The organism is Mesorhizobium sp. CA4 (assembly GCF_020165075.1).
Taxonomy (GTDB): Bacteria; Pseudomonadota; Alphaproteobacteria; order Rhizobiales; family Rhizobiaceae; genus Mesorhizobium.
Map to the genome: position 1 here is coordinate 1 of NZ_JAIUHK010000047.1, position 25,441 is coordinate 25,441.

Sequence of the window (25,441 nt, forward strand, 5' to 3'; positions counted from 1 at the left end):
ACCAGCATCACGGCAAGCGAGTTCAAGAGGATGGTGCGGTTGCCGGCGCCGATCGGTCCCTGCGGGTCGAGCACGCCGCCCGCGCAGCCGGGCAGGCCCGATATTACAGGCAACCAGATGAGCAGGCGCAGTGATTCGGATCTACTGGGGAACAACACAACGATTGGTCACGTGTTTGGGATAATGCGTCCAATCAAGACGCGCATGGAGCTCTCAGATCATATCTCCGAGCGTTGACGCGGTCTCTCTGCCGGCACCGTGCAACTCCCGGAGACACGCCCCAACTGTCACAGCAGGCGGTTGTTCCACCTACTTTGGCGAAGTGCAGGCACTACGCGATCAGAACGAAAAGCTGGCTTTCGATGGCGACATGCAGGGTCAGAGTGAGTGTGCCATCCGATGAAGTGGTCAAGGAAGTCGCTGCGGCATCGGGATCGGCGAAGCAGTGCAGTCGCCACTCTTCCTGCTTGCCATCTCCCAGATCGCAATCACCGACCGCGTCCGGCGTGACAAGCCTAACTCTCGATGAACCGTCGAATCAGTGTGAAATTGCGACCCGTGCAAATGTCATCGGGCAGGGCAATCTGGTGCAGCATGTCGCGGTCGATCACTGCTGGCGAGGGGACGCAGCGCTCTCTGTGCTGCCAGGCTTCCTTCAGGATGACGTCGCTCTGGTCGCGCCCGGCTACGCGAACAGGGCGTGTCCTTCCTCGTCATCGAACATGACATGGAGATGGTTCGCAACGTCTGCGACCGAATTGTCGTCATGGATTCGGGACGGGTGGTGATCAGCGGCTCTTTCCAGGACATCGTGCGCAATTCTGAAGTCATGCAGATCTACCTGGGGCGCCCGCAATGAGCACGCTGGCCTCCGAGAACATCATCACCGGCTACGGCAATCACGAGGTCGTCCATGGCATCTCACTGACGGCTGAGCTCGGGAAAATCACCTGCATCTTCGGGCCGAACGGCTGCGGCAAATCGACCGTGCTAAAGGCCATCGCCGGGGCGCTGCCGGTGTGGAGCGGCGCCGCCCGCCTTGGCGACACTGTGCTTTCCAATCTGCCCGTGCACCAAGTGGTACGCCAGGGACTGGTGCCGCAGGGCGGCGGCGTGTTCCCGCGCCTGATCGTGATGAACGACCTGCGCATGGGTGGTTACGCTATCACCGACACGCGGCTGGTGGAAAGGCGCATTGACATGTTGATCGGCCAGTATCCGTCGCTGGCCAGGCGGCGCAAGACGGCGGCCGGCGCGTTGTCGGGAGGCGAGCAGGCCATGCTGTCGCGGCGGCCAAGATGTAGAGTTTGTCTGCTATCGGCATGGCCTCGCCGATGTTCTGCTCGACCATCATATGCCAATGCCTTGCTTCGTCAGCGTCGTGATTTGCTCCAGCGTCTGGATCACCATGGCCGGCGCGACAGGGCCGGCGGAAGGCTCGTCGAGCAGGACAAAGCGCGGCTCGGAAACCAACGCGGGGGCTAGATCAGCGCCTGGACGCCGTGCCGCGTGGAGATCTCGCTCATGCTTTCCTTCACCGCCAGCCGGTCGGCGGCCAGGGCGTGATAAGCCTGCTCGCCCCAATATCCCGGCGCGCCGGGATATGACGAAGTAGCCCCCTACCTTTGCTCGTTTCGTCTCACTGAAGGGGAACATGACGGCAGCGTTAGGGTCTGACCGCTGCACTTCAGGTCCGGCGTGACACGATTCCTGGTTTTGCAGGTTCAAGGAAGCAGACCCTCAGCGCAGCCTGCTATTCTCAGGGAGCCTCTGATTTCGCGATTCTGGCAGCGCGTTCCATCGCGGCACGAAGTACCATCGCTCTGCCATGAATCGGCGGAATGGCTACCCCCGACCACCAATCGTGCGTCTCCCGCGCCCGAGAAGTCGGCTAGCGGCAATGGCCTTGGGCAAGCAACCGTGCCTCTGCTCAGGGTCATCAGTTTGTCCACCACACTGCAACAATGAATCATCAACCGGTTCGCCACGACGCGCGAAGGGGCTCATTGCAGAAGCGGGAGCGCCTCACCTGAACGCCGACTCTCGGGTAGCTTCAGCGGTGGGTGAATACATTTCTGCCTACCCTTTGATCGCAACTGACTAAAAGACCATTGCATCCGGGCTGTTCTTGTTGTACGAACGTTCAACAAGGAGTTGACGAGCACCCGCCGTGGTACGGACCGAATTTCCCTTTGCCGTCGAAACCGTCGATCCATACTGGATCGCGCTGGCTGACGGCACGCAAATCGCCGCCACAGTGTGGCGCCCGCGCACTCAGGCCAAGGTGCCCGTCGTGGTCGAAATGGTGCCTTACCGGCGGCGCGACGGCACCGTTGCCCGTGACGTCGACATCCACCCCTGGCTCGCCGGATACGGCATCGCCTGCGCCCGCATAGACATCCGCGGCTCCGGCGATTCCGATGGCGACCTGGCAGACGAGTATCTGCCGCGCGAGCAGGAAGACGCCTGCGAGATCATCGCCCATCTGGCGGCGCAATCCTGGTGCAACGGCAATGTCGGCATGACCGGCATTTCCTGGGGCGGCTTCAACGCGCTGCAGGTCGCTGCGCGCCGGCCGCCGGCGCTGAAGGCCATCATCGCCAACTGCGCCACCGACGATCGCTATGCGGACGACATCCACTATATGGGCGGCGCGCTGCTTACCGAGCAGGAAATGTGGTCGAACTTCATGCTGGTGAAGAAGGCGATGGCGCCCGACCCGCAGATTGTCGGCGATGCCTGGCGCGCCATGTGGATGAGCCGTCTGGAAGCGACACGCTCGCTATCGGAAATCTGGCTCGCGCACCAGCGTCGCGACGACTACTGGCGGCAGGGTTCGGTCTGCGAGGATCATGCCGCGATCGAATGCGCCGTCATGGCCGTTTGCGGTTGGGAGGACAGCTATTCGAACTTCGTGCCGCGCCTGCTGGAACATCTGCCGGGGCCGAAGCTTGGCATCGTCGGACCGTGGTCGCACGCCTATCCCTGTCGCGGCGCGCCGGGTCCGCTGATCGGCTACCTGCAGGAGGCGCTGCGCTGGTGGCGTCATTGGCTTTGCGCCGAAGACACCGGCATCATGGACGAGCCGCTCTACCGGGTCTGGATCACCGGCGAGGAGCGGCCGCAGCCTTTCTATCTTCCGGATCATGCCGGCAGTTGGGCGGCCGAGGACCAATGGCCGTCGCCACGTGTCGAGCGCCGCGTCTTGCATCTGAACGCCGCCGGACTGGACGGCCAACCGGTACCTGGCGCCACGCTGTCGGTATGCTCTCCCGCCACCGCCGGCCGCGACTGCGGCCGCTGGGGCGGCTACGGTGGTTCCTGCCCCGACATGCCCATCGACCAGCGCCGCGAGGACGGCCTGGCGCTGTGCTTCGACACTTTGCCGCTGGAAGATGATTTGACCCTGCTTGGCGCGGCCGAGCTCGATCTGCTCGTCAGCGTCGACCAGTCGCATGTCAACCTTGCCGCCCGTCTCTGCGACGTCTATCCGGACGGCACCTCGGCGCTGATGACCTATGGCGTGCTCAACCTCAGCCATCGCGACAGCCACGAGCATCCGACGCCATGTCCGATCGGAACGCCGTTCCGCGTCAAGCTCAAGCTCAACGATGCCGCCCGCACCATACCCAAGGGGCACCGCGTCCGGCTGGCGCTGGCCAACCAGCATTGGCCGATCCTGTGGCCGCAACCCAAACTTTCAGTTTTGTCCGTCGTGAGCGGCGACAGCAAGCTGGTTCTTCCGGTGCGGCCGCCGTCGTCGCGCGACCGCGACGTCCGCTTCGAGCCGGCCGAAACCGCGCCGCCGGTCCCGGCCACGACGCTGGCCGAAGGCTTCGACCGTCGCATCGTCACCGACGATGTCGGCTCGGGCCTGCAGATCATCGCCTTGACCTCGGACCATGGAAGCAGGCGTTATGACGATCGCGCCATCACCGTGTCTTCCGCCAACAGCGATACGATGAGCATCAGCAGCGGCGATCCTCTCTCGGCAAAGCTCGTCACCGAATATCGATGGACGATCGCCAGCGCCGATGCCGATACCGAAGCGAGGGCGGTGACCGAGCTGACGGCGGATGAAACGCATTTCAACCTGAGTTGGCGCCTTGAAGCCCGAGAACGAGGCAAGCTCGTGCACAGCGCCTCGGCGACACGGCGCATCAGGCGCGATTTCGCCTGAAGGAGGGGAGGCCATGCTCGCATATGCAGTGAAGCGCATCGGTCTCGGTCTCCTGATCCTCGTCTTCGTCATGGTCGCCATGTATGCTGCCGTCTTCCTGGTTCCGGGCGATCCCGCGACCGTGGCGCTCGGTCCGCGCGCCACGCCGGAATTGAAGCGGCTGCTGATCGAGCGCATGGGACTCGACCAGCCGGTCTGGTGGCAGATCGTCGAATTCTTCCGCAACGCGCTGACCGGCAATCTGGGCTACGATGTCTGGTCGAACCGGCCCGTTTCCACATTGGTCCTGGAAGCGTTGCCGAACACGCTTGTCCTGGGGCTGACGGCGCTCGCCGTGGCGCTGCTGATCGGCGTGCCGCTGGGCTGCCTGTCGGTGATGCGGCGCGGCACGGCCGCCGATGCCGCCATCGGCGTGCTCTCGGTCGGTGTCATCGCCGTCCCGTCCTTCGTCGTCGCAATCTACTCGCTGCTGCTCTTTGCCGTCACGCTGCGCTGGCTGCCCGCCATCGGGGCGGGCGAGGCCGGCGATTTCTTAAGCCAGGCCAGGGCGCTGGTCATGCCGGCCGCGGCGATCGCCCTCGGGTGGATCGGCTATATCGCCCGCATGGTGCGCGCCTCGATGATGGAGGTGATGGGCGAGCCTCATATCCGCACCGCCCGTTCCTTCGGCCTGCCGGAGTGGAAGATCGTCTCCAAATATGCGCTGCGCATCGCCATCATCCCGACCATCTCGCTGGTCGCGGTCGGCCTCGGCAGCATTCTGTCCAGCGCCGTCTTCGTGGAGGCGGTGTTCGCCAGGCCCGGCATCGGCAAGCTGATCACCGACGCCGTTAGCACCCGCAACTATCCCGTCGTCATGGGCACGGTGCTGGTCATGACCGCCATCTACGTCTCCATCACCATCGCCGCCGATCTTCTCATTGCGCGGCTCGATCCGAGGGTCCGTGATGTCTTCCGTGGCTGAGGCCGCTCCATCCACGCCCGATCGACAACGGCTTGTTCTGTTGCGCGCATTGCTTGCCGATCCCTTCACCCGCGTGGCGCTGCTCCTGGTCGCCGGTTTCCTTGTCACTGCGATCTTCGCGCCCTGGCTGGCACCCTATTCGCCGCTCAAGATCGACGTACTGCACAAGCTGCAACCTCCCTCGGCGGCGCACTGGTTCGGCACCGATCATCTCGGCCGCGATCTGTTGTCGCGCGTCATCTACGGCGCGCGCACGGCGCTCACCATCGCCATGGTCTCGGTGGCCATAGCCGGCGCCATCGGGCTGCTGCTCGGCCTCGTCGCCGGCTACGGTCCGCGCTGGCTCGACGCCATCCTGGTGCTCAGCTTCGACAGCATGAATTCGCTGCCGATGATCATGTTCGCGCTTGCCGTCATCACCGTGCTCGGCGCCGGTACCGGCACGCTGATCATCGTCATCGCCGCGACGTCATTCCCAAGCTACGCGCGGCTGATCCGGGCCCAGACGCTGGCGCTGAAGAACAGCGACTACATCCTTGCCGAGCGTCTGCTCGATGCGAGTGCGGCACGCATCATCTTCATCCACCTCCTGCCCAACGTCGTCGGTCCGCTGATCATCCTTTTGTCGATGGACATTCCGGTCGTCATCATGGTCGAGGCCGGCTTGAGCTTCCTCGGGCTCGGCGTGCGCCCGCCGACGCCGTCCTGGGGCTCGATCCTCTATGACGGCTATACCAGCATCCGCTCGGCACCCTTCATGGTGATCTTCGGCGGCCTGCCGCTGGTGCTGGCGACGCTCGGCTTCACCTTTCTCGGCGAGGGGCTGCGCGACTATCTGGACCCGCGCCTGCAACTGCGGAGGCCGGCATGAGCGGCACGCTTGCCGCCAGCGGTCTAAGCGTCCGCTATGAGACGCCGCACGGTAGCGTGCACGCCCTTCGCCATGTCGATATCGAAGCGCATCCCGGCGAGGTCATCGGAATTGTCGGCGAGAGCGGCTGCGGCAAGTCCACGCTGGTCACCGCTCTGGCCAACCTGTTGCCGGCCAACGCCCGCATCGACGGGGCGATCCGGTACAACGGCGTCGACCTGGCAAAGCTCGACGCGCATCGCCAGCGGCTGCTGCGCGGCGATGAGATCGCGCTTGTCGGCCAGGACCCGATGACGGCGTTCAACCCGGTGCTGACCATCGGCGACCAGCTCGTCGACTTCCAGCACCACCGTAAGGATCTCAGCCGCACGCTAAAGAGGGCCCGCATCGCCGCAATGCTCGCTCGCGTGGGCATCGCCGATGCCGAACGGCGCATGCGGAGTTACCCACACGAGCTTTCCGGCGGCATGCGCCAGCGCGTGGCGATCGCGGCCGCCTTGCTGACCGATCCCGGCCTGCTCATCGCCGACGAGCCGACGACTGCGCTCGACGTCACCATGGAGGCGCAGATCATCCATCTGCTGCGTGAGCTCAGGCGCGAATACAACGGCATCGTCATCGTCGTCTCGCATCATCTGGGTGTCATCGCCGAGCTCTGCGACCGTGTCTATGTCATGTATGCGGGCGAGGTGGTCGAGGGCGGCGAGGTCGACGCGATCTTCCACGATCCGCGCCATCCCTACACCCAGGCGCTGCTCGCCTGCGATCCCGCCCGCTTCCATGATCGGCTGGACAGGCTGCCGACCATTCCCGGGTCATTGCCGAGCCTGATCCAACCACCGCCGGGATGCGTTTACGCGCCGCGCTGTGGCAAGGCCTTCGCGCCATGCAAGACCATCGCGCCGCCGCTGGTGAAGCTCACCGCATGCCACGCTGCCCGGTGCTATGTGGCGACGCCATGAGCCCGCTGCTTGCCGTCGAGGACCTGTCGGTCAGCTTCGGTCGCAGCAGCTTGCTCGACCGGCTGATCAATCCGTTCCCGCTGCCCGGCTTCAATGTCGTCGACGACGTCACGTTGTCGCTGATGCCGGCCGAGACGCTTGGGCTGGTCGGCGAATCCGGCTCCGGCAAGACGACGCTTGCCCGCACCATTCTCGGCCTCGTCCGGGCTGCGGCCGGCCGCATCGTCTTCGAGGGGAGGGAGGTCGCGACCCCGTCCGATTTTCGCGCCATGCGCCGGCGCTCGGCGATGATGTTCCAGGATCCGGTCGCCTCGCTCAGCCCGCGCCTGCGGGTCAGCACGCTGCTGACCGAACCGCAGGTCATCCAGGGGCTGCCAATGCAGGACCGGCGCGCTGCGGCGAAGGCGCTGCTGGCGTTGGTCGGCTTACCGGCCTCCTTCGTCGACCGCTTTCCGCATGAACTGTCGGGCGGGCAGGCCCGTCGCGTCGGCGTCGCGCGGGCGCTTGCGATGAAACCGCGTCTGCTGCTTGCCGACGAGCCGACCGCCGGGCTGGATGTCTCGGTGCAGGGCGATGTGCTCAACCTGATCGGCGAGCTCAAGCGCGAGCTCGGCTTCGCCACCATGATCGTCACCCACAATCTGGCGATGATCCGCCATGTCAGCGATCGGCTCGCCATCATGTATCTTGGCCGGCTCGTTGAGACAGGACCGACGCAAGAGGTCTTCTCCGCCCCATTGCATCCCTACACTGCGACACTGATCCGGTCCGAGCCGATCCCCGATCCACGCCGGCGCAGCCACAATCTTGCCATTACCGGCGAAATCCCGAGCGTGTTCCGCCGGCCCTCCGGCTGCGAATTCCACACGCGCTGTCCGCTCGTGCAATCCCGCTGCAAGTCCGAGGCGCCGATCTACCGGCCGATGGGCGCCGGTCGCCTGGTGCGCTGCCATTTCCCGCTGCAGACCGGCGGGCAAGAACGGGAAGCCGTCTCACGCGCTTCCGCAAACCCAAGGGGAAATTGATATGATGAATTGGACCATGGACAGACGTGCATTCCTGAAAGCCGCCGGCGTGTTGGGCGCCAGCCTGACGATGAAACCAGGATTTGCCTGGTCGGCGGCCGGCGACACGCTGCGCATCCGCATGGAAGGCGACCTGCAGACGCTTGATCCCGCCTTCATGATCGGCGGCATCGAAGACGTCATGATGCGTGGCATCTATGTGTCGCTGAACCGCCTTGGCGATCTCAGGCAAGGTTCGCCGTGGTCGCTCTGGGGCGCGGAGAAACTCGAGCTGAAGGATCCGAAGACCATCGCCTTCACCCTGATCGATGGGCTGAAATGGTCGAACGGCCTTGGCCCGGTCACCGCCGAAGACGTGAAATTCTCCTACGAGCGAATAGCCGATCCGAAGCTGTCGTCGCCCTGGGCCTATCAATTCGAGAAGCTGGACCGTGTCGAAGTCGTCGACGCCAGATCCGGCATCATCTACCTCAAGGATCCGTACCAGCCGATCTTCGTCACCAGCCTGCCTTATTATGGCGGCCACATCATCAGCCGCGCCGGCACGGAGAAGGCGGGCGGCAAATTCACCACCGAGCCGCCGGCGACCTGCGGTCCTTATCTCTTCTCGGACTGGCAGCAGAAGCAGAAGGTGACGCTGACCGCCAATCCGGACTGGCCGAGACCGAAGCCGGATTTCGGCAAGGTCGAGATCTATGTCGTCGCCGACGATCAGGCGGCGCAATTGGCCTACGAGGCCGACGCCTTTGATTACACCAAGATCGCCATTTCGGCGACCAAGGCCGTCAAGGCCAAACCGCCCGCCAATACGAAACTGATCGAGGCGCAGTCGACCCGCTATGTCTGGCTGACGATCAACATGCTCAGCCCACGCCTCAAGGATCTCAGGGTGCGGCAAGCCGTGCAATATGGCGTCGATGTCGGACAGATCCTGACCGGCGTCTATGACAATCTCACCAAGCGCTCCACAGGCGTGGTCCAGCCCGGCACGAAATTCGCGCGCCTGAGCAATCTGATCGCTGCGCCCGACTATGAGAAGTCCGCCGCACTGCTTGCGGAGGCAGGCGTCAGCGACTTGTCATTGACGTTGACGGTGATGAACGATTCGATCCGCACCGCAACCGCGCAGATCATCCAGGCCAGCCTTGAGCAAGCCGGCATCAAGGTCGAGATCCAGCCCTACGACGAAGCCGCCTTCTGGGGCGTCGGCGACAAGACGCAAGGCGACGGCTACAAGAACATCGACCTGGCGCTGATGGATTTCGCCGGCGGTGTTGATCCGTCCGAGAACCTGGTCTGGTTCCGCCCCGACCAGATCGGCACCTACAATTGGTCCGGCTTCGACAGCCCCGAATTCGAGATCAGCTATCAGCAACTGATTGCCGAAAGCGACGAAGCCAAGCGAGTCGCGTTGTCCAACCGCATGGAGGATCTGATGGAACAGTCCGGCGGATTCGTCTTCATCTGTCACCAGCCGCTGGTCGCCATCCATAAGACCGCGTTCGAACCCGTCATCTATCCGGACGGTCACCCCAATCCTGTGCTGTTCAAGAAGACGGCATGATCGCTTGATGGACAGGACGGGCGTAATCGATTAGCTGGGTTGCATGACGCAAGCCCAACCGGAAGCTGCAAAAACGAAGCGCGGTGCGAAGAAGGCGCCGCGCTTCAGCCGCGAACAGGCCGATGTGCGCCGCTCCATGCTGATCGAGGCGGCGACGCGGTGCCTGTCCGTCGGCGGCATCGGCGCCTTCACCATAGATCGTATCTGCAAGGAGGCCGGCGTCTCGCGCGGGCTCATCAACCACCACTTCGAAAGCCTCGATGGGCTGCTGGTCGAGGTCTACAAATCCTCGCTCTATGCCAGCGTTAACAACCAGATCGACGAAGCCAAGCGCCGCCGCGCCGAGGCGTCCGGCTGGCATCCCGAGGCCGCGCTGGCCGCCCTGGTGCGATCCAACTTCGCGCCGGAATATTTCAGCCGCGAGAACCTGCTGATCTGGCTGTCGCTGTGGGGTGAGATCGCCGTCAACCCGCGACTGAAGGCGGCGCATCGCGAGCTCTACGACGCTTACCGCGCGGAACTTGCCGAGGACATCGCGGCGGTTGCGGTTGAGCGCGACAGACGAGTCGACGCGCCCGCGCTGGCGCGCAATTTCATCGCGCTGGTCGACGGGCTCTGGCTCGAATGGTGTCTCGACGAAAGCGTGGTGACGCCGCAGGCGGCCGAGGCCGCCGGCTTCGAGATGCTCGAGGCGCAGGTCGGGCCTTTGCGGAACGCCTGACTCAGTTCAACGGCGATCCGCCCTCGCGCTTGCGGCGCTCCACATAATCGCGCAGCGCCTCGTCGATGCCGGGATCGATCGGCGGTTGCTCGTAGTCGGCGACCATGCGTTTCCAGATCACGTTGGCCCGTTCCCGCGCGGTGATCTGGCCGCGTTCCATCCAGGTGTCGTAATTGTCCCAGTTGGACACCAGCGGCGAATAGAAGGCGCGCTCGTAGCGCTGCATGGTATGCGCGGCGCCGAAGAAATGCCCGGCTGGGCCGACCTCGCGCACCGCGTCCAGCGCCAGCGTGTCGATGTCGACGACGGGCGGATCGAAATAGGCCGACATCATCTGCAGCATCTCGGCATCGATCACCAGCTTCTCGAACGACGCGGTCAGCCCGCCGCCGAGCCAGCCGGCCGCGTGCAGCACCAGGTTGGCGCCGCCCATCAGGCAGCCCCACAGGGACATCGCGCTCTCATAGGCGGCCTGCGCGTCGACCGCATTGGCGGCGGTGACGTTGCTGGAGCGGAACGGCACGCCGATCACCCGGCAGAGCTGTCCGGTGATCTGTGCCGCTTGCGTGTATTCCGGCGTGCCGAAGGCGGGTGCTCCGGTCTTCATGTCGACATTTGAGGTGAAGCCGCCATACATCACCGGCACCCCAGGTCGAACGATCTGCGTCAGCACGATGCCGGCCAGTGCCTCGGCATGCTGCTGCGACAGCGCGCCGGCAAGCGTCACCGGGCTCATTGCTCCGGCCAGCGTGAACGGCGTGATGACGTTGACCTGACCGTGCTCGGCCAGCGCGATCAGCCCCTCGGCCATCGGCTCGTCGAGCTGCAGCGGTGAATTGGTATTGATGATGCCGGTGAACACCGGCATCTCCCGCGCCAGGTTTTCGCGCGTCGTGCCGAGCGAGATCGCCACCATTTCCAGCGCGTCGATGGCGCGGCCATGACCCAGCGCCTGCGGCTGCCAGTTTTTGTCGAGCAAGGTGATCTCGGCATAGTAGAGGTCGAGGTGGCGCGTATTCTGGTGCAGGTCGAGCGGCTCGAACGGTCCGCCGCCTTCCTGATGCAGCACGTTGAACGACTGGATGAGCTTCAGATAGTCGCGCATCTCGGCATAGGTGCCGGGACGGCGGCCGCGGTCATTGTCCATGACATAGGCCGGCCCGCCGACCGACGACAGGATGCAATGCCGCCCGCCGACCTTGACGTTCTTTTCAGGGTTACGGGCGCGCAGCTCGAAGGATGACGGCGCCATGGCGACGCACTCCATCACCATGGCGCGGTCGAAGCGCACGCGCATCTCGCCTTCGTCGACGTTGCAGCCGGCGGCACGATAGAGCTGGCGCGCCCGAGGCTGCAGCACGCGCATGCCGATCTCCTCGAGGATGGTGAGGCCCATTTCGTGGATCGCCCGCACTTGGTCGGCCGACAGGATCTCGATCGGGGCGTAAGGCCGGGTCAGCTGCTTCCATGGCCGCTGCGCGATGCCGCCTACCTCGCGCTGGGGGCGGCCGGGCCTGCGACGTGCTGCGATACGCTCCATGACTTTCTGGACCTCCTTGTTTGACGCGATTCCGAACGGAAAACCGCTTCACACCTTTCCTGGATTGCTCTATTCGGCTGCCGTTCGCATCTGGAAATCCGCCGCCGCATCGACGATCGGCGTGTCGCGGCGATAAGGCCGCCAGCGAAGCGTCTCGCCGATTTCGCGCGCCAGCTTGTGGCCGCTATGCACCGCATGGGCAATGGCGCCAGGCGCCAGCGTGTCGCCGATGCGATCGACGCTCCGGATGCCCGCCGCGCCAAGCGCGTCCGCCCTTTCGGTCAGCGCTTCGAACAACTCGTTTCGCGGCAACCGCAATCCGACGATCAGCACCGAGCGGCAGGCCACGCGGGTCTCTTCGCTGGTGAACAGATGCGCCAGCGTCGCCGTCTCGCCATCGAAGGATTTCAGCAGATGCAGCGTCGTCACCGGCACGTTGCGGCGCGCCAGCGCCCGGTGCACCAGCGGCAGCTCGTTGGTCATGATCGTCCATGCGGAGGCATGGCCGGACGGTGTCGCATAGCTGACCGGGATGCCTTGGGCGGCCAGATGCTCGGTGAGGACGCCGCCCATGTAGTAATTGTCGAAATCGAAGACCAGCGTCGGCCCCTCAGGGAGCTTGCCGGCGGCGATGTCGTCGGGTGTGAGCACATCCGCATGGTCGAGCCGCCCGACGGGGATCTCCATCGAGGAATAGAGCATGTTCGTCCAGCGCGCGCCGGTTGCCAGCACCAGGCGTTCCGGTGCCAAGTCGATGATCTCGTCGGCGCCGAGCGTGCTTTCGGGATAGAGCGAGACATTGCTCATCTCGCCGATGCGGCCCAGTCGGTACTCGATGACACGATTCCAGGCTGACAGCCCTGGCAACGTCTTCTCGAAGGTCAGCCGCCCCCCGAAGCCGCGGCTGGCGTCGGCAAGCATCACCTCATTGCCGCGGCGGCCGAGCGTCATGGCGCATTCGAGCCCGGCCGGTCCGCCGCCGACAATGAGGATGCGTTCGGGTCTGCCGGCGCGCCCGACGCGTTCGGGATGCCAGCCGCGCCGCCATTCCTCGCCGGCGGTCGGATTCTGGGTGCAGCGCACCGGCACGCCGTCATGCCAGCTCGAAATACAGATGTTGCAGCCGATGCATTCACGGATCTCGACTTCGCGGCCGTCGCGGATTTTGGCAGGCAGGAAGGGGTCGGCGATCGACGGCCGCGCGCCGCCGATTAAGTCGAGCACACCGCGTCGGATCTGCGACACCATCGTGTCCGGTGAGGTGAAGCGCCCAACGCCGACCACGGGCTTCTTCGTCAGCGACTTGACGAAATCGATGACCGGCTCGTGGCTGCCTTCGCCGGTGAAGCGCGATGCCGAGCAATCCGTCGGGCTTGAGTCCATCTTCACGTCGAACAGGTCGGGCAGGTCGGCCAGAAGTTCGATCAGCTCATGGGCTTCCGAAGGCTGGTTGCGCCCGGGCCGGCCGCGCAGTTCGTCGAGGCTCACACGAAGCGCGACACCGCAATCCTTGCCCACCGCATCCTTCGTCACCTCGATCATCTCGCGCACGAAGCGGACACGGCTCCCGATCGAGCCGCCATATTCATCGACGCGATGATTGTATTCCGGCAGCAGGAACTCGTAGCCGAGATAGCCCATCCCGGCATAGACATAGATGACATCGAAGCCGGCCGTGCGCGCCTTGCGTGCCGCTTCGGCCTGGCATCTCAGCACCTCCTTGATATCGGCCTTGTCCATCGTCTTCGGTCGCAGATTGCCCATGAAGCCGACATGCGTGGCCATCCACGGAATGCCGGATGGCGACAGCGGCGGCAGGCGGCTTGTCCGGTTCATCACCGATGCGCCGCCATGCCATAGTTCCACGCCGGCAAGCGATCCATGGCGGTGCACGGCCTCCGTCATCAGCGCGTGAGCGCGGATGTCGTTGTCGTCCCACAGCGTCGCGAAAGGCAGCGGCGCATCGTCCGATGTCGGATCGATCGAGCACGCCCCCGTGCAGATCACGCCCCATCCGCCTTCGGCCTTGGCTTCGCGAAATGCCGCGCGAACGCGCGGCAGCGCGTTGGTCATCCCGCTTGCATGCGGCACCTGATAGAAGCGGTTCGGCGCGGTCACGGGTCCTATTGCTACCGGCTCGAACAGGATTTCGTAACGGGGGTTGCACTGCATCGTGGCTTCTCAAACGCATTGTTGAACAATCGTTCAACAAAGATATGCGAGATCTCTCGTGGACGCAACCACAGAACATAACCACTGCACATTTTGGCCTCAGCGACCTGAGGCATCGCGCGAGAGGGCAGCTAGTACGAGATCCGATTTCGACATTCCGGTCCGGGCTCGAAAATGCCACGGGAGCTTTGCGCCTCATGTCGGCCCTAGACGTCAGCTTGGACATCGCTCAAACGGGGCGTTCTATCGGATCCTACCGCCCAAGTTTGAGCCCTGATGGGGTGCGGCGTCAAAAGTGCGAACGACTTGGTTGCTACAGCAGCAAACCTTGGCCTTGAACGGAAGATTTCCAGATCACCGGTGGCGCGTGGTGACAGTTTGGGCATGCCGTCGAAATGCGGGACCGCGTTCTTACGTTGCCGAACGCGCCTCGGCGAGCGCGATATTCGACAGGGCTTCGCGTTGGCCCGTGCGGACAACTGCGGGATCATAGGTTTTGCGGGCGAAGACCTCGCGCACCATGGGCGCGAAGAACTCGAGCGGCCGGGTTCTATAGTCAGGATCGAAGCTCGACTGATCCCATCTTTCGCAGAACTCCGCGCAGTCATCAAAATAGGCGTTAGCCTTGAACGCATCCCGCTTGCACGGGTTCGCGCCGACATGCTCGCCGTAGTAGATCAGCTGGAAATCTCCGTGCTTCTCAACGACCCACGCACATTGCTCCCGTACGAAGGGACGCAGGATGGCGGCGGCGTATTCGTCGTGGTTGTAGGGGGCATAGATATCGCCAATATCGTGCAGCAACGCGGACACAACCCAGTCGGTGTCGGCGCCGGCATACCAGGCGCGCGTGGCGGCCTGCAGCGAATGGCCGAGCCGCGTCACCTTGTAGCCTGACAGCGATTTGTCGAGTTCGACCATCGCTGCCAGGAGCCGGTCGGCTGTGCCGGCCGCATACTCTGTTTCATGCGCGGTCAGGAAGGCATAGTCCTCGCGGTCGCCGTCCTTCATTTGGGTAAACTTCACGGTTTCCATTGGCGAACCTCGTCTGGTTACGGTTTTCGGGCCATTTCGAGATAGATCTCATCGCCGTCGACGTGCACGGGGAATGTGCGCGCCTTCAGCTTGTCGTCTACAAGGCATTTGCCCGACCGGATATCGAACTCCCACCCATGCCATGCGCAGCGTATGAGCTCGCCGGCGCGAACGTAGACGAACTCTGTCTGGTCCGTTCGCTTGGTGGTGCCGGATATCGGCCCTTCGCAGAGCTGGCCCGCTCGGTGGGGGCAGATGTTGAGCAGGGCCGCATAGCCATCCTCAAGTTGGAATATTCCCACAGGGATGCGGCCGATGGTGACGATCTTGGGTTCGCCGACCCGCACGTCCGCGGTCTTGCAGGCGAAGGTGAGCCCCCAGGCGGCCGCGGTGGTCATGAGGCAATCCTCGCGGTGGCAGCCGAAGCCTCGATGCGCTTGTAAACCTCCAGCGCATTCAGACCCATGACCTTGTCGCGCCAGGCCGGCGGGACGTGCAGGTTGGTCGGCGCGTCGAAATCCCAGTGCGGATAGTCGGAGGCGAAAAGCAGCGTGTTTTGTCCGTCCATGTGCTCCAGCGTTTCCCACAGATGCCTGACGTTCTGGGGCTGCTCAAGTGGCTGGGTGCTGAAGCGGATGTTGCGGCGGCAATATTCCGACGGAAGCATCTTCAGCCACGGCGTTTCCTTGCGCAGCGCCTTGAAGTTGGCGTCGAGCCGCCACATCAGCGACGGAACCCACGACACGCCGCACTCAATGACGACGAAATAGAGGTCGGGATATTTCTCGAACACACCGTTGGAGATCATGCTGACCACATGAGTCATAGCGGGCTGGCTGAGCAAAGCGTGCGTTTCCCAGTAGTAGGAGGTCGGCCCGCCGGCGACCGCATTGTGGTTGACGCCGCCCTGGCCGCCGAAATGGATTGCGAAGGGCAGGCCGACCTCGGCGCAGGCCTCGTAGATCGGATGGTAGAAGGGATCGCCGTAGGGGCGCTGCGAGCCGTGGCTCGCCAGGACCTGGACGATGTCCTTGTGGTCGCCGAGGCGTCGGATCTCGGCAGCGGCGCCGTGCGGATCGGTCGGCGAAATGATGATTGATCCCTTGAAGCGGCTGTCCTTCGGCAGCCACCAGTCGATCATGTAGTCGTTATAGGCTTTCACCAGTGCGTTGGCGTAGTGATAGTTGGCCAGCGTCGACGCCTCCAGCGGCTCGTCAGCGGTTAGGATCGCCACGTCGATGTCATAGAGATCGAGGTGCTTTTCCTTCATGATCAGGTAGTTGTCTTCCTCCGTCTCCGGGCGGATGTCGTGGCGCGAAAATCCTTCCGGATGCAGCCAGGGGCGGTGGCCATGCGGAAAGCTTCCCCTCGGCCCCGGCTTCTCGCCGCGCACCAGAAAATCGCGCCAGTAGGGCTCGAGATAGGGGAGCAGCACTTCGGCGCTGGACCAGTAGTTATGTACGTCGGTGTCGACGATGAACATGGATGTCTTGCCTACCATGGAGGATGGGATGGATGACGCAACTGTGCGCTTCGGCGGCAGGTCCCGGCAACGCAAGCGGCGGCGAGACGTTGATCGAGGAATCCGATTACCCGTTGTCGGGCAGGCCCAATAAGCGCTAGCCGTTGCGGGAAATTCCTCCCGCCGGATGCTCGAAATGCAGATCGAACTCTTGGATACGTTCCTTGACCTGATCGAAACCCGCAACTTCAATAGGACCGCAGAGCGGCTTGGCATCACCCAGTCAACCGTCTCGAGCCGCATCCGCGCGCTCGAGACGTTGCTGGAGAAACAGCTCTTCATCCGCGGCAAGAGCGGCACGGAGCCGACGGTCGCCGGCCTGCGGTTCGAAGAGCACGCGCGCGCGGTCAGGCTGCGCTGGCTGGATGCCCGCCGCGAGATCCAGTCGGTCGGCAAATTCGACCGCCTGATCCGCATCGGCATCCAGTTCGAGCTGTACGAGCGGGTGCTGGAAGGGTGGCTGGAATGGGTGCGGGCGACGATCCCGAAACTGGCGATTTATGTCGAGATCGACTACTCCAACCAGATGATCCTCGATCTGACCACCGGCAGCCTTGATCTGGCGGTGCTCTATTCGCCGCAGCACCTGCCTGACATGCACTACGAGCAGATCGCCGAGGAGAATTTCGTCATGGTCTCGACGCGCGGCGTTGCCTTCGGCGAGGTCACGTCTGGTGACTATATCCGCGCCAATTATTCGGCCTACTTCAACCACGCCCACAAGCAGATGCTCCCGGAACTGGAGAACAGCCCGGTCTCGACCGGAAATGGTGGCGCCGTTGCATATCTGTTGCGAAGCCGAGGCGGCACCGCTTTCGTCACCGACGTCGTGGCGATGAAATTGCGGCAGGAAGGCGTCGCGCAGCTCGTTACCGATGCGCCGAAGATCTCACATCCCATCTATTCCGCCGTACATATCCGGAACCATCATTCACACACCCATGTTCGCCTTCTCAAAGCGCTCAAATCGATGACGGCGTAGATTGCAGTTCGACTGCGACGTTGCTCCTTGGTGTGCTGCAACAGGCCAGGATGAAGCCGTCTTTGCGCCCCCCGGGTTCGACAGACCGCCCAGGCATGTCGACTACGCCTGACGAAGCCTGACCTTGCAGGGTGCCACATACGCCCATCCGGCACGATCTTGTCGATGTAAACACCATTAGCTTCGGCCGTTCAGGATTTGGCATCGTGGTCGGCATCACAGCGGACTCCGAGCGCTGAAAGGCGAGGTGGCTTTCGTGCTCAAGCTTCCTGCTCGCAGTCAGCGGCGCGGCGCCAAAGGCTTCCTAGAAAATCTGCCCCTCGGGGCCTCGAGTTCGAGTAGATGTTGGCGCATCGCCGGGTGAAACGGGCTGGCCCGCACATGAAGGCCCCAGACTCGTGCCATGGCGAAGGGCTCGAGTCGGATCGTATCCTTGGAATCAGTGCTTAGATGGTGCTCCGGAGCGCGGGGCCTAAGCAAGATTCCAAACAATGCGGCTCCGAACAGGCAAACGAAAGCGCTTCCCCCGATGACGACAGAGCTCAATGGAGCGCTCCTATTTGACTTACAAGAGTTTGTGCACCCGGTTGGACTGCCGTCAGCTCCCGCAGTTGCTCGGCGGGGCTCCGCCCGTGAACCGATCGGACATCCATTCGACCGCCGCTCTAGCACTTCTATCGGCAGCGAGCGCGTGCCCGACTTTCGGCATCATAACCAATTGGACCGGGTTGCCGGCTGCACAAAGCCGCTTTGCGTAGTGTTGGGTCACTGCGGGATCGACGGTGGTGTCCGCCTCGCCCTGTGCCAGGAAAATCGGGATGTTGCTGGGCAGGATGCCGATTGTGTTCTGGGCAAGCAGCGACCGCCACGGTTGCAGGTTGGTCAGATTCTTGACCCGCAGAAAGCGCTGCTGAAGCTCTTTGCCGATCTCGGCTCGCGGCTTGATGTCAATTGGCGACTCTATGCAATCCTCAGCGAGGCGGTTGACCACGGGCCGTGTTGCCGGAAGAACGACATTGTCTATGGGCGCGCCGAAGACGCGCGCCCAGGACCACAACGTCATGGCGAGAAGGTTCTTGCCGCCCGGCGTCGCGAAATCATCGCGCAGCAGGGTTCCGAGATCAGTGGCCGGTGCAGCCGCGGCAACCCCGACCAGGCGCAGCTCTGGCGCATACCGCTTGGCCAAAAGGCCGGCGTAGAGGACGGCCTGGCCGCCTTGCGAGTGCCCCCAGACTGCAACCTGCGATCCGGCCTCCGCGTCCGACAGGTTTCGAGCCGCACGCAGCGAATCGAGCACCGCGCGGCCTTCGCTTATTCCAACGAGATAAGGATGGGGACCGGGCGTGCCGAGTCCGGGATAGTCGGTCGCCGTGACGATGTAGCCGTGCCTTACCATGTCCCGCAGACCTTGGATCTGCTGGAACTTGAACAACGCGAGCGATGGCGCGCAGCGCGGAACAATGCCCGAGGTCGGATGCGCCCACGCTACAATCGGCCTTCCGCCGGCGGGCGCTGCTCCCGTCGGAACCACGATCGTGCCGGAGACTGCGATCGGTTCGCCCTCGAGCCCGGTCGATCTGTAGAGCACGCGGTAGGCTTTCGCCGAAAGGAAAAGGCCAAAGAACAGCCGCTCCTGCCGGATAATGGTTCCAGGGGGTCCCAGGACCTCTTGCGGCGAAGCCTGATAAAACGCGTCTTGCGCTCGCGCAGCGAGATTGCCAGCCAGCAACAGACATAAGGCAAGGACGATGACGGCTGGCCCCCTATCGAACATGGGAATGAAAAGCAGCTTCGAAAACTGTTGCGCTCATACCAAAAGAACATAACAGGAACGAAGCCGCCGCGCAATGCCGCAGAGTTAAGGCGAGACATGTGCAATGATTATCGGCTGATGGTGGATGTCGCCTCGATCGTGGAGGACTTCGCCGATCTCAAGATCAAGATCCGCTTCAGTGAAGGTGCGCCGAACATCCAGGCGCGCGAGGACATCAAGATAACCGATATCGGGCCGATCATCCGCCCGGTCGATGGCGCGAGCAGCGAGGGTGACCTTGTTCAGCGCCGGTGGAGCTGGCCTGGACCGAACAAGAGGCCGGTTTACAATTTCCGCTCGGACGGTCGCGAGTTCGCCTCGAACCGCTGCCTGATACCAGCCGATGGCTTTTACGAATTCACCGAACCGGCAGAGAAGGGCAAGAAGCTTCTACAACCCTCGGCGAAGGCACTCGATGTCGGTTGTCTGAGCCCCGTCGAGTTCGAGGGACAAGCTATATTAGCTTTGCCGCCTGCCGAAAGACCGGCAGCAGGCCATTGCCACTCCTTGGCAGCAGACAATCGCCACCGAACGCAGCTTAGATTTTGATGCTGCCTCAGGCGCTCAAAAGCCGTCCCGGAGGCACGTGGCCACACAGCTCTGACTCTGCCTTTCTAGCAACTCAGGCGTGGAACTCAGCTGGAATCGCGGGCGGTGACAAGCTTGGCCGTCAATTAGGAATCACCCGTTGAGAACCTCAACCGAGGTCAAAGATCGAGTAAAACAGCGCCTTGCGCGCGGCTGCAACAGGCCAGGACATACCCCGCCGATTTTTCTTCGGGCGTGAGGCCGCCCAGATCATGCATCGCGACTTCGCCCGAAAGCTTGGCTATCCGGCAAGTGCCGCAAATTCCCTGCTGGCAGCCAGTGGGAACATAGACGCCACAGTTGCGCGCCGCCTCCAGCAGGGTCTCTCCGGGCGCGCAGCGATGCTCTAATCCAGAACGGGTGAAATGGACCGAGGACGAAACGGCAGATTCTGCGTCCGGAGCAACACCGCCCGGGCACCCGCCGAAGCTCTCCTCATGATAGCCCCGTGGATCAACGCCTGCCTGGCCAAGACCGTCCCGCAGCGCCTTCATGTACTGTTCGGGACCGCAGGCGTAGACCGTGCGATCACCAAGATCGGGTACGAGGCGCAGGAGCATGGGGCCGTCTATGCGGCCAGTCGGGCCTGCCCACGAGGGGTCTGCCTTGGAACAGACGTATGTCACAGCCAGGTTGGGGAATCGCGCAGCGAGCGCATCGAGTTCCGACCTGAAGATGATGTCTCGCGGCGATCGCGCGCTGTAGATCAGACGCAGGTCCAGATCGCACGCCCTGTCTGTCAGCGTTCGCAGCATTGACATAAGAGGCGTGATCCCGCTGCCGCCTGCAAGAAAGAGAGGCTTTTCGCTCGGCAAGCCGTCGAGGTTGAACGAGCCCAGCGGGCCTTCAATCTTGATTTGGTCGCCAGGCCGCAGGTTCTCGTGGAGCCAATTGGAAACGAGCCCGCCTGATGTCCGCTTGACCGTAATGTGCAAGTCGAGCGGTCGTGTAGGCGGCGACGAAACGGAATAGGACCGGGCGACCGCGGCGCCATCGACCGTGAGGTGAAGGACTACGTATTGCCCCGCATTGAAGCAGAACATGCGGTCTGACGCAGCCGAGAAGACAAATGTCTTCACGTCATGGGTCTCGTCGATGATCGCGCGACAGAGCATTGCCTGTGGCGATGCCTCGGCCCATTGCCGCTGCCGCATCCTTGCGAAAAAATCGGAAGCCGGAAACGAAGTATGCGCGTTCATGTTTGGCTCTTCAATTGACGCGCAAACATGGCAGCCAGACGCTTTCCGGAACAGTGCCTCGATCCCTGCTTTTTAATCGGAAATTTCGATTTACGTCTCGAGTGACATCACCGCCAGCTGCAGCGCACGAAGCCCTTTGCGGATGATTGGCTCATGCTTGCGCCGGGCAAGCATGGCCGTATGGACGGGCTGGTAGAGCGTCGGTGCGCCCTCAACCAGGAATGACGGGCACTCGGCCGTAAACCTGCGGGCATCGTCGTTGCGCATGTAACAACTCCCCCCAGTTCGCCGCAGCATCGCTTCCGCCAGGCTCTCGGATCCCATGGAAAGCCGCGAAATTGCCAGAGAAGGAATCAGCTCCGAATGGGTTTTCTCAAGTACGACGGTGTAGCCCGGACGAATGTAACTGTCAGGATTGACCTCCGACATCGTCCTCGCAAAAGTCGAGACCATCACATATTCCTCGACCATGAGGTGCTCGTAGGCAATTTCGGGAAGATAGCGCGGCGCATACAGCACCGCTATGTCGAGATTGCCCATGCTGAGGTCCGTCACCATCTGATTGGAATAGTCGGATTCTACATGGATCGAGGCTTTGGGAAGCGCCTGACAGAGCGTCTCCACCCACCCGGGCAGCACTGAGCGCGTCATGCCAACCTGTGCGGCCACGCGCAGGGTTCCCTCGAACCGGTTAAATGCGCGCACATCATGGCGCGCCTGCGACCAGGTCGAAACCATCGCCCGCGCGTAGGCTTCGAAACGTCGCCCCGCCGCAGTCGGCTCAGCGCCGGCGCGACCACGACGGAAAAGCTCCGACCCTACCGCGCTTTCGAGGCTCTTGATCCGAGTGCTGACCGTCGACTGAGTAATGTTCAGCCGGTCGGCGGTCCGGTTGAAGTTCCGCGATTCGATAATGTCGAGGAACGTCTCTATGTGGTCCAGCTGCACGCGTCGCCCCCAATCGAAAAACCCGATCATTAACCAGAGATCATTGGCTTGATCCGACAATTGTCAAGGCGGAAGCTGTAGGAACTAATCGGCAAGCAATGCCGCCGTCCGGAGAGGGAGCGAAAGCTAAGTGTTTATCGTCGACTGCGATTGTCACAACTACTGGTCCAGCGCCACGGTATTGGAGCCCTATCTGTCCGGCATCTGGAAGGACATGTTCATCGAGGGCGAGAAGACCGGCCCCAGAGGATCCTTCCCGCACGGCCATCGCCCTTGGTTTCATCCGCAGGATTTCTCCCGCAAAGATGTGCGGCCCGAGACCGAAGCCGACAACTACCGGATCATGAAGGAAAAACACCTCGACAAATACAATGTCGGAGTGGCGATCCTGACCGGGGACGAGCCGATAGAAGCTTCGACTCTCGCAAACCCCTATTACGCCAGTGCGCTGGTCAGTGCCTACAATGACTATCAGATCGCCGAGTGGTTGCCGAAGGACGACCGCTTGATGGGTTCGATCATCATTGCGCCTCAGGACCCGAAGCTGGCGGCCGCCGAGATCCGCCGGCTGGGCAGTCATCCTCGCATGGTCCAGGTTCTAGCCTCCCAAGGCTCCGTGAAGCCATATGGTGATCCCTTCTACCACCCGATCTACGAGGCCTGTGCGGAGATGAGACTGCCGTTCGCCATTCACCTTGGCGGCCATGGTGGCGTCAACTGGAACGCCGTCGCGCCTGCCCCGACGACCTTCTTTTGGGAAACGCACGCCATCCTGCACATGTCGGCGATCAGCCACGTCGCCAGCATGATCGCTCATGGCGTTTTCGAGAAATGGCCAGAACTCTATTTCGTCGTCATCGAATGCGGCGTCGCCTGGGTGCCGACGGTGCTGTGGCGCCTCGACGCCGACTACAAGGCGCTGCGCAAGGAGACGCCATGGCTGAAGTTGCTGCCATCGGAGTACTGCCGGCGCAACATACGCTTCTCCACCCAGCCGCTGGAGCAGCCCCCCAACGTCCAGCATCTCTGGTCCATTCTGGAAGCGATGGACGGCGAGAACACACTGATGTTTGCGTCAGACTATCCGCATTGGGATTATGACGACGCCAACACGCTGCACATCCCGCCCTCCTGGAGGACGAAGGTGATGGGCCAGAATGCGCTCGACGTCTACAAGCGCATTCCTGCCATCCTAACCGCGAATGCTGCCTGACGGAGCAGAATATGGCCGAGAAAACCTACATCTGCCGCGTCGACGAGATCAAAGCCGGGACACCCTTCATTGCCAAGGTCCGCAGTCTTTCGGTGGGTGTGTTCCGCGTCGGAGAAACCTTCCATGCGCTGCTCAACATCTGTCCGCATCGCGGTGCGCCGCTCTGCGAGGGGCCGCAATGCGGGACAACCGCGCCGGTGGAGGAGGCGCGGTTCATCTACCATCGAGAAAACGAGATCGTGCGCTGCGCCTGGCATGGCTGGGAATTCGACATCAAGACGGGTTCGGCACTTGTCGACCCAACGGTCCGCGCGCGGACATTCCCCGTCATGGTCGAGGACGGCAACATCTATGTGACCGCATGAAGGCCATACGATCAGTGGTTCGAAGAGGCGAAAAGCAAGGGAAGAAGAGCTGACGGATCGACTGCACGACGAGGGTTGAAAAGAGCGCGGAACAATCCGCCAATGGGAGAACGAAAATGTCGGAATCTGAGTACAAACTTCGCATCGCGCAAAGTCTGGTCGGGCGTGGCAAGGTTTCCCGCCGCGACTTCATTCATCTAGGGGTGGCGGCAGGCCTGACCGTCGCAGCAGCCGATCAGATTTTCGTCACCACGGCCCGGGCACAACCGCAGCAAGGCGGCTTCGCCAAGCTCGGCATGGCGCACGGAGCGACGACGGATTCCATTGATCCGGCCGGCTATCCCGACACGTTCACGCAAACAGCTTTCTCGGGGGCCATGTCCAACAGCCTCACGGAGGTCGACGCCAAGGGTGGCATACAGCCGGACCTAGCCGAAAGCTTCGAATCTTCCAATGGCGCCAAGACATGGGTTTTCAAGCTGCGCAAGGGCGCCACCTTCCACAACGGCAAGACCGTGACGGCGGACGATGTCGTGACCTCGATGCGGTATCACATGGGTGCCGACACCAAGTCGGCAGCGAAGTCTCTGCTTGAACCCGTTTCCGATATTAAGGCCGACGGTCCCGAAACGGTCGTCTTTACGCTTAACAGCGGCAACGCCGATTTCCCCTACATCGTGAGCGACTATCATTTCGTCATCATGCCGAGCGTGGAGGGGAAAGCCGATTGGGCATCAGGAGCTCGAACCGGCGCATTCGTGCTTGAGAATTTCCAGCCGGGAGTTTCGGCCAAGCTCAAGCGCAACCCCAACTATTTCAAGAACGGCAAGCCTTACCTGGATGAGGTGGAATTCATCGCGATTACCGATTTGGCCGCACGCATGGCTGCGCTCTCGACCGGAGAAGTGGACTATATTGGACGCGCCGATCTGAAGACACTCGGCATGTTAAAGCGCAATCCAAAAATCGAGATCATCGAGATCACCGGCTACGGCCACTATACTTTGCCGATGAACGTCACCATGGCGCCTTTCGACAATCCGGATGTCCGCATGGCAATGAAATGGGCGATCAACCGTCAGGAGATCGCCGACAAGATTTTCCTCGGCCATGCTACCGTTGCCAATGACGATCCAATCGCGCCGGCGATCAAGTTCTACAAAAACCCGCAGCCGCAACACAGTTTCGACCCCGAAAAGGCTCGCCATTATCTGAAGAAGGCGGGAATGGAAAAGCTGAAGGTCGACCTCTCCGTGGCAGATGCCGCTTTCGCGGGTGCGGTAGACGCGGCCGCGCTCATTCGCGAGACGGCCGCCCAGTGTGGCATAGACGTCAATGTGGTGCGCGAGGCTGAGGACGCCTATTGGGATAACGTCTGGCTCAAGAAGCCGTGGTGCGCTTCCTATTGGAGCGGTCGCGCGACCGCCGACTGGATGTTCACACAAGCCTTCGCAGCCGAATCCAGCTGGAACGAGTCGTTCTGGAAGAATCCCCGCTTCAACGAATTGCTTGTCAAAGCCCGAGCCGAGACGGATGAGGCCAAGCGCGCCGACATGTATGGCGAAATGCAGCAGCTGACCCATGACGATGGCGGCAGCATCGTGCTGGTGTTCAACAATTTCGTTAGCGCCAAATCCAAGAAACTAGCCCATGGCGATGTGGCGCCGAATTGGGAAAATGACGGACTGAAGATGGCCGAGCGCTGGTGGACGGCCGAGGCATAGGGGTGCTCGCCAAGCGCGCCGCTCGCGCTGCGGACGGCGCGCCCCTGGGTATA

Annotated in this window: 21 protein-coding genes and 1 pseudogene; 14 read left to right on the forward strand and 8 right to left on the reverse strand. The window is 62.5% G+C overall.

What is annotated here, in order from left to right; all coding sequences use genetic code 11:
* Positions 1-700: 700 nt before the first annotated feature.
* From LB528_RS26990 to LB528_RS27030, 9 genes are all read left to right on the forward strand, one after another.
* Positions 701-859, forward strand: a complete 159-nt coding sequence (locus LB528_RS26990; protein ID WP_224716930.1) for a hypothetical protein — start codon at positions 701-703, stop codon at positions 857-859.
* Positions 856-1,485, forward strand: coding sequence for an ATP-binding cassette domain-containing protein (locus LB528_RS26995; RefSeq protein ID WP_224716931.1), 630 nt, complete (start codon positions 856-858; stop codon positions 1,483-1,485). The genes LB528_RS26990 and LB528_RS26995 overlap by 4 nt, the downstream gene beginning before the upstream one ends.
* A gap of 685 nt (positions 1,486-2,170) precedes the next feature.
* The gene (locus LB528_RS27000; protein WP_224716932.1) at positions 2,171-4,180 is read left to right on the forward strand and encodes a CocE/NonD family hydrolase; all 2,010 of its coding nucleotides are present in this window, start codon (positions 2,171-2,173) and stop codon (positions 4,178-4,180) included.
* 13 nt (positions 4,181-4,193) lie between these two features.
* Positions 4,194-5,144, forward strand: coding sequence for an ABC transporter permease (locus tag LB528_RS27005; RefSeq protein ID WP_224716933.1), 951 nt, complete (start codon positions 4,194-4,196; stop codon positions 5,142-5,144).
* A 40-nt stretch (positions 5,145-5,184) separates the two neighbouring features.
* On the forward strand, positions 5,185-6,015 hold the full coding sequence (locus LB528_RS27010) for an ABC transporter permease (RefSeq protein WP_224517370.1): 831 nt from the start codon (positions 5,185-5,187) through the stop codon (positions 6,013-6,015).
* On the forward strand, positions 6,012-6,977 hold the full coding sequence (locus LB528_RS27015) for an ABC transporter ATP-binding protein (RefSeq protein WP_224517368.1): 966 nt from the start codon (positions 6,012-6,014) through the stop codon (positions 6,975-6,977). The genes LB528_RS27010 and LB528_RS27015 overlap by 4 nt, the downstream gene beginning before the upstream one ends.
* Complete coding sequence (locus tag LB528_RS27020) at positions 6,974-8,002, forward strand: ABC transporter ATP-binding protein (RefSeq protein ID WP_224716934.1); 1,029 nt, start codon at positions 6,974-6,976, stop codon at positions 8,000-8,002. The genes LB528_RS27015 and LB528_RS27020 overlap by 4 nt, the downstream gene beginning before the upstream one ends.
* Before the next feature lie 16 nt (positions 8,003-8,018).
* Entirely contained in the window at positions 8,019-9,566 is a 1,548-nt protein-coding gene (locus LB528_RS27025; protein ID WP_224716935.1) for an ABC transporter substrate-binding protein, read from the forward strand.
* 43 nt (positions 9,567-9,609) lie between these two features.
* The gene (locus tag LB528_RS27030) at positions 9,610-10,287 is read left to right on the forward strand and encodes a TetR/AcrR family transcriptional regulator (protein ID WP_224517362.1); all 678 of its coding nucleotides are present in this window, start codon (positions 9,610-9,612) and stop codon (positions 10,285-10,287) included.
* Position 10,288: 1 nt separating this feature from the next.
* Here LB528_RS27030 and LB528_RS27035 read toward each other — a convergent pair whose 3' ends face one another.
* From LB528_RS27035 to LB528_RS27055, 5 genes are all read right to left on the reverse strand, one after another.
* A complete protein-coding gene (locus tag LB528_RS27035) occupies positions 10,289-11,827 on the reverse strand; it encodes a trimethylamine methyltransferase family protein (RefSeq protein ID WP_224716936.1) in 1,539 nt (512 codons plus the stop codon).
* A 69-nt stretch (positions 11,828-11,896) separates the two neighbouring features.
* The gene (locus tag LB528_RS27040) at positions 11,897-13,999 is read right to left on the reverse strand and encodes an FAD-dependent oxidoreductase (RefSeq protein WP_224716937.1); all 2,103 of its coding nucleotides are present in this window, start codon (positions 13,997-13,999) and stop codon (positions 11,897-11,899) included.
* 411 nt (positions 14,000-14,410) lie between these two features.
* Positions 14,411-15,034 (reverse strand): HD domain-containing protein, encoded by a 624-nt coding sequence (locus tag LB528_RS27045; RefSeq protein ID WP_224517357.1) that lies wholly within the window; start codon positions 15,032-15,034, stop codon positions 14,411-14,413.
* 17 nt (positions 15,035-15,051) lie between these two features.
* The gene (locus LB528_RS27050) at positions 15,052-15,432 is read right to left on the reverse strand and encodes a Rieske (2Fe-2S) protein (RefSeq protein WP_224716938.1); all 381 of its coding nucleotides are present in this window, start codon (positions 15,430-15,432) and stop codon (positions 15,052-15,054) included.
* The gene (locus LB528_RS27055; RefSeq protein WP_224517353.1) at positions 15,429-16,517 is read right to left on the reverse strand and encodes an amidohydrolase family protein; all 1,089 of its coding nucleotides are present in this window, start codon (positions 16,515-16,517) and stop codon (positions 15,429-15,431) included. The genes LB528_RS27050 and LB528_RS27055 overlap by 4 nt, the downstream gene beginning before the upstream one ends.
* 175 nt (positions 16,518-16,692) lie before the next feature.
* Between LB528_RS27055 and LB528_RS27060 the strand changes: the two genes are divergently transcribed.
* Positions 16,693-17,538, forward strand: a complete 846-nt coding sequence (locus LB528_RS27060; RefSeq protein ID WP_224517351.1) for a LysR family transcriptional regulator — start codon at positions 16,693-16,695, stop codon at positions 17,536-17,538.
* Between the two features lie 598 nt (positions 17,539-18,136).
* Here LB528_RS27060 and LB528_RS27065 read toward each other — a convergent pair.
* Positions 18,137-19,312, reverse strand: coding sequence for an alpha/beta fold hydrolase (locus LB528_RS27065; RefSeq protein WP_224716939.1), 1,176 nt, complete (start codon positions 19,310-19,312; stop codon positions 18,137-18,139).
* 96 nt (positions 19,313-19,408) lie between these two features.
* On the opposite strand from LB528_RS27065, the pseudogene LB528_RS30485 reads away from it, so the two are divergent.
* Positions 19,409-19,738: pseudogene (locus tag LB528_RS30485) on the forward strand (SOS response-associated peptidase); the annotation flags it as partial.
* A 320-nt stretch (positions 19,739-20,058) separates the two neighbouring features.
* On the opposite strand, the gene LB528_RS27075 reads toward LB528_RS30485, so the two are convergent.
* The gene (locus tag LB528_RS27075; RefSeq protein WP_224716941.1) at positions 20,059-21,138 is read right to left on the reverse strand and encodes a hybrid-cluster NAD(P)-dependent oxidoreductase; all 1,080 of its coding nucleotides are present in this window, start codon (positions 21,136-21,138) and stop codon (positions 20,059-20,061) included.
* 90 nt (positions 21,139-21,228) lie between these two features.
* Entirely contained in the window at positions 21,229-22,116 is an 888-nt protein-coding gene (locus LB528_RS27080; RefSeq protein ID WP_224517345.1) for a LysR family transcriptional regulator, read from the reverse strand.
* 100 nt (positions 22,117-22,216) lie between these two features.
* Between LB528_RS27080 and LB528_RS27085 the strand changes: the two genes are divergently transcribed.
* From LB528_RS27085 to LB528_RS27095, 3 genes are all read left to right on the forward strand, one after another.
* Entirely contained in the window at positions 22,217-23,299 is a 1,083-nt protein-coding gene (locus LB528_RS27085) for an amidohydrolase family protein (RefSeq protein ID WP_224517344.1), read from the forward strand.
* Between the two features lie 11 nt (positions 23,300-23,310).
* Complete coding sequence (locus LB528_RS27090) at positions 23,311-23,664, forward strand: Rieske (2Fe-2S) protein (protein WP_095769888.1); 354 nt, start codon at positions 23,311-23,313, stop codon at positions 23,662-23,664.
* 116 nt (positions 23,665-23,780) lie between these two features.
* Positions 23,781-25,388, forward strand: coding sequence for an ABC transporter substrate-binding protein (locus tag LB528_RS27095; protein WP_224517339.1), 1,608 nt, complete (start codon positions 23,781-23,783; stop codon positions 25,386-25,388).
* Positions 25,389-25,441 lie beyond the last annotated feature (53 nt).

Coding starts and splice junctions, on each gene's coding strand:
- LB528_RS27065 (WP_224716939.1), bottom strand. CDS start 19,312: ATGTTCGATAGGGGGCCAGCCGTCATCGTCCTTGCCTTATGTCTGTTG.
- LB528_RS27060 (WP_224517351.1), top strand. CDS start 16,693: ATGCAGATCGAACTCTTGGATACGTTCCTTGACCTGATCGAAACCCGC.
- LB528_RS27050 (WP_224716938.1), bottom strand. CDS start 15,432: ATGACCACCGCGGCCGCCTGGGGGCTCACCTTCGCCTGCAAGACCGCG.
- LB528_RS27090 (WP_095769888.1), top strand. CDS start 23,311: ATGGCCGAGAAAACCTACATCTGCCGCGTCGACGAGATCAAAGCCGGG.
- LB528_RS26995 (WP_224716931.1), top strand. CDS start 856: ATGAGCACGCTGGCCTCCGAGAACATCATCACCGGCTACGGCAATCAC.
- LB528_RS27080 (WP_224517345.1), bottom strand. CDS start 22,116: ATGATCGGGTTTTTCGATTGGGGGCGACGCGTGCAGCTGGACCACATA.
- LB528_RS27095 (WP_224517339.1), top strand. CDS start 23,781: ATGTCGGAATCTGAGTACAAACTTCGCATCGCGCAAAGTCTGGTCGGG.
- LB528_RS27025 (WP_224716935.1), top strand. CDS start 8,019: ATGGACAGACGTGCATTCCTGAAAGCCGCCGGCGTGTTGGGCGCCAGC.
- LB528_RS27020 (WP_224716934.1), top strand. CDS start 6,974: ATGAGCCCGCTGCTTGCCGTCGAGGACCTGTCGGTCAGCTTCGGTCGC.
- LB528_RS27045 (WP_224517357.1), bottom strand. CDS start 15,034: ATGGAAACCGTGAAGTTTACCCAAATGAAGGACGGCGACCGCGAGGAC.
- LB528_RS27030 (WP_224517362.1), top strand. CDS start 9,610: ATGACGCAAGCCCAACCGGAAGCTGCAAAAACGAAGCGCGGTGCGAAG.
- LB528_RS27075 (WP_224716941.1), bottom strand. CDS start 21,138: ATGAACGCGCATACTTCGTTTCCGGCTTCCGATTTTTTCGCAAGGATG.
- LB528_RS27055 (WP_224517353.1), bottom strand. CDS start 16,517: ATGTTCATCGTCGACACCGACGTACATAACTACTGGTCCAGCGCCGAA.
- LB528_RS27035 (WP_224716936.1), bottom strand. CDS start 11,827: ATGGAGCGTATCGCAGCACGTCGCAGGCCCGGCCGCCCCCAGCGCGAG.
- LB528_RS27015 (WP_224517368.1), top strand. CDS start 6,012: ATGAGCGGCACGCTTGCCGCCAGCGGTCTAAGCGTCCGCTATGAGACG.
- LB528_RS27005 (WP_224716933.1), top strand. CDS start 4,194: ATGCTCGCATATGCAGTGAAGCGCATCGGTCTCGGTCTCCTGATCCTC.
- LB528_RS27040 (WP_224716937.1), bottom strand. CDS start 13,999: ATGCAGTGCAACCCCCGTTACGAAATCCTGTTCGAGCCGGTAGCAATA.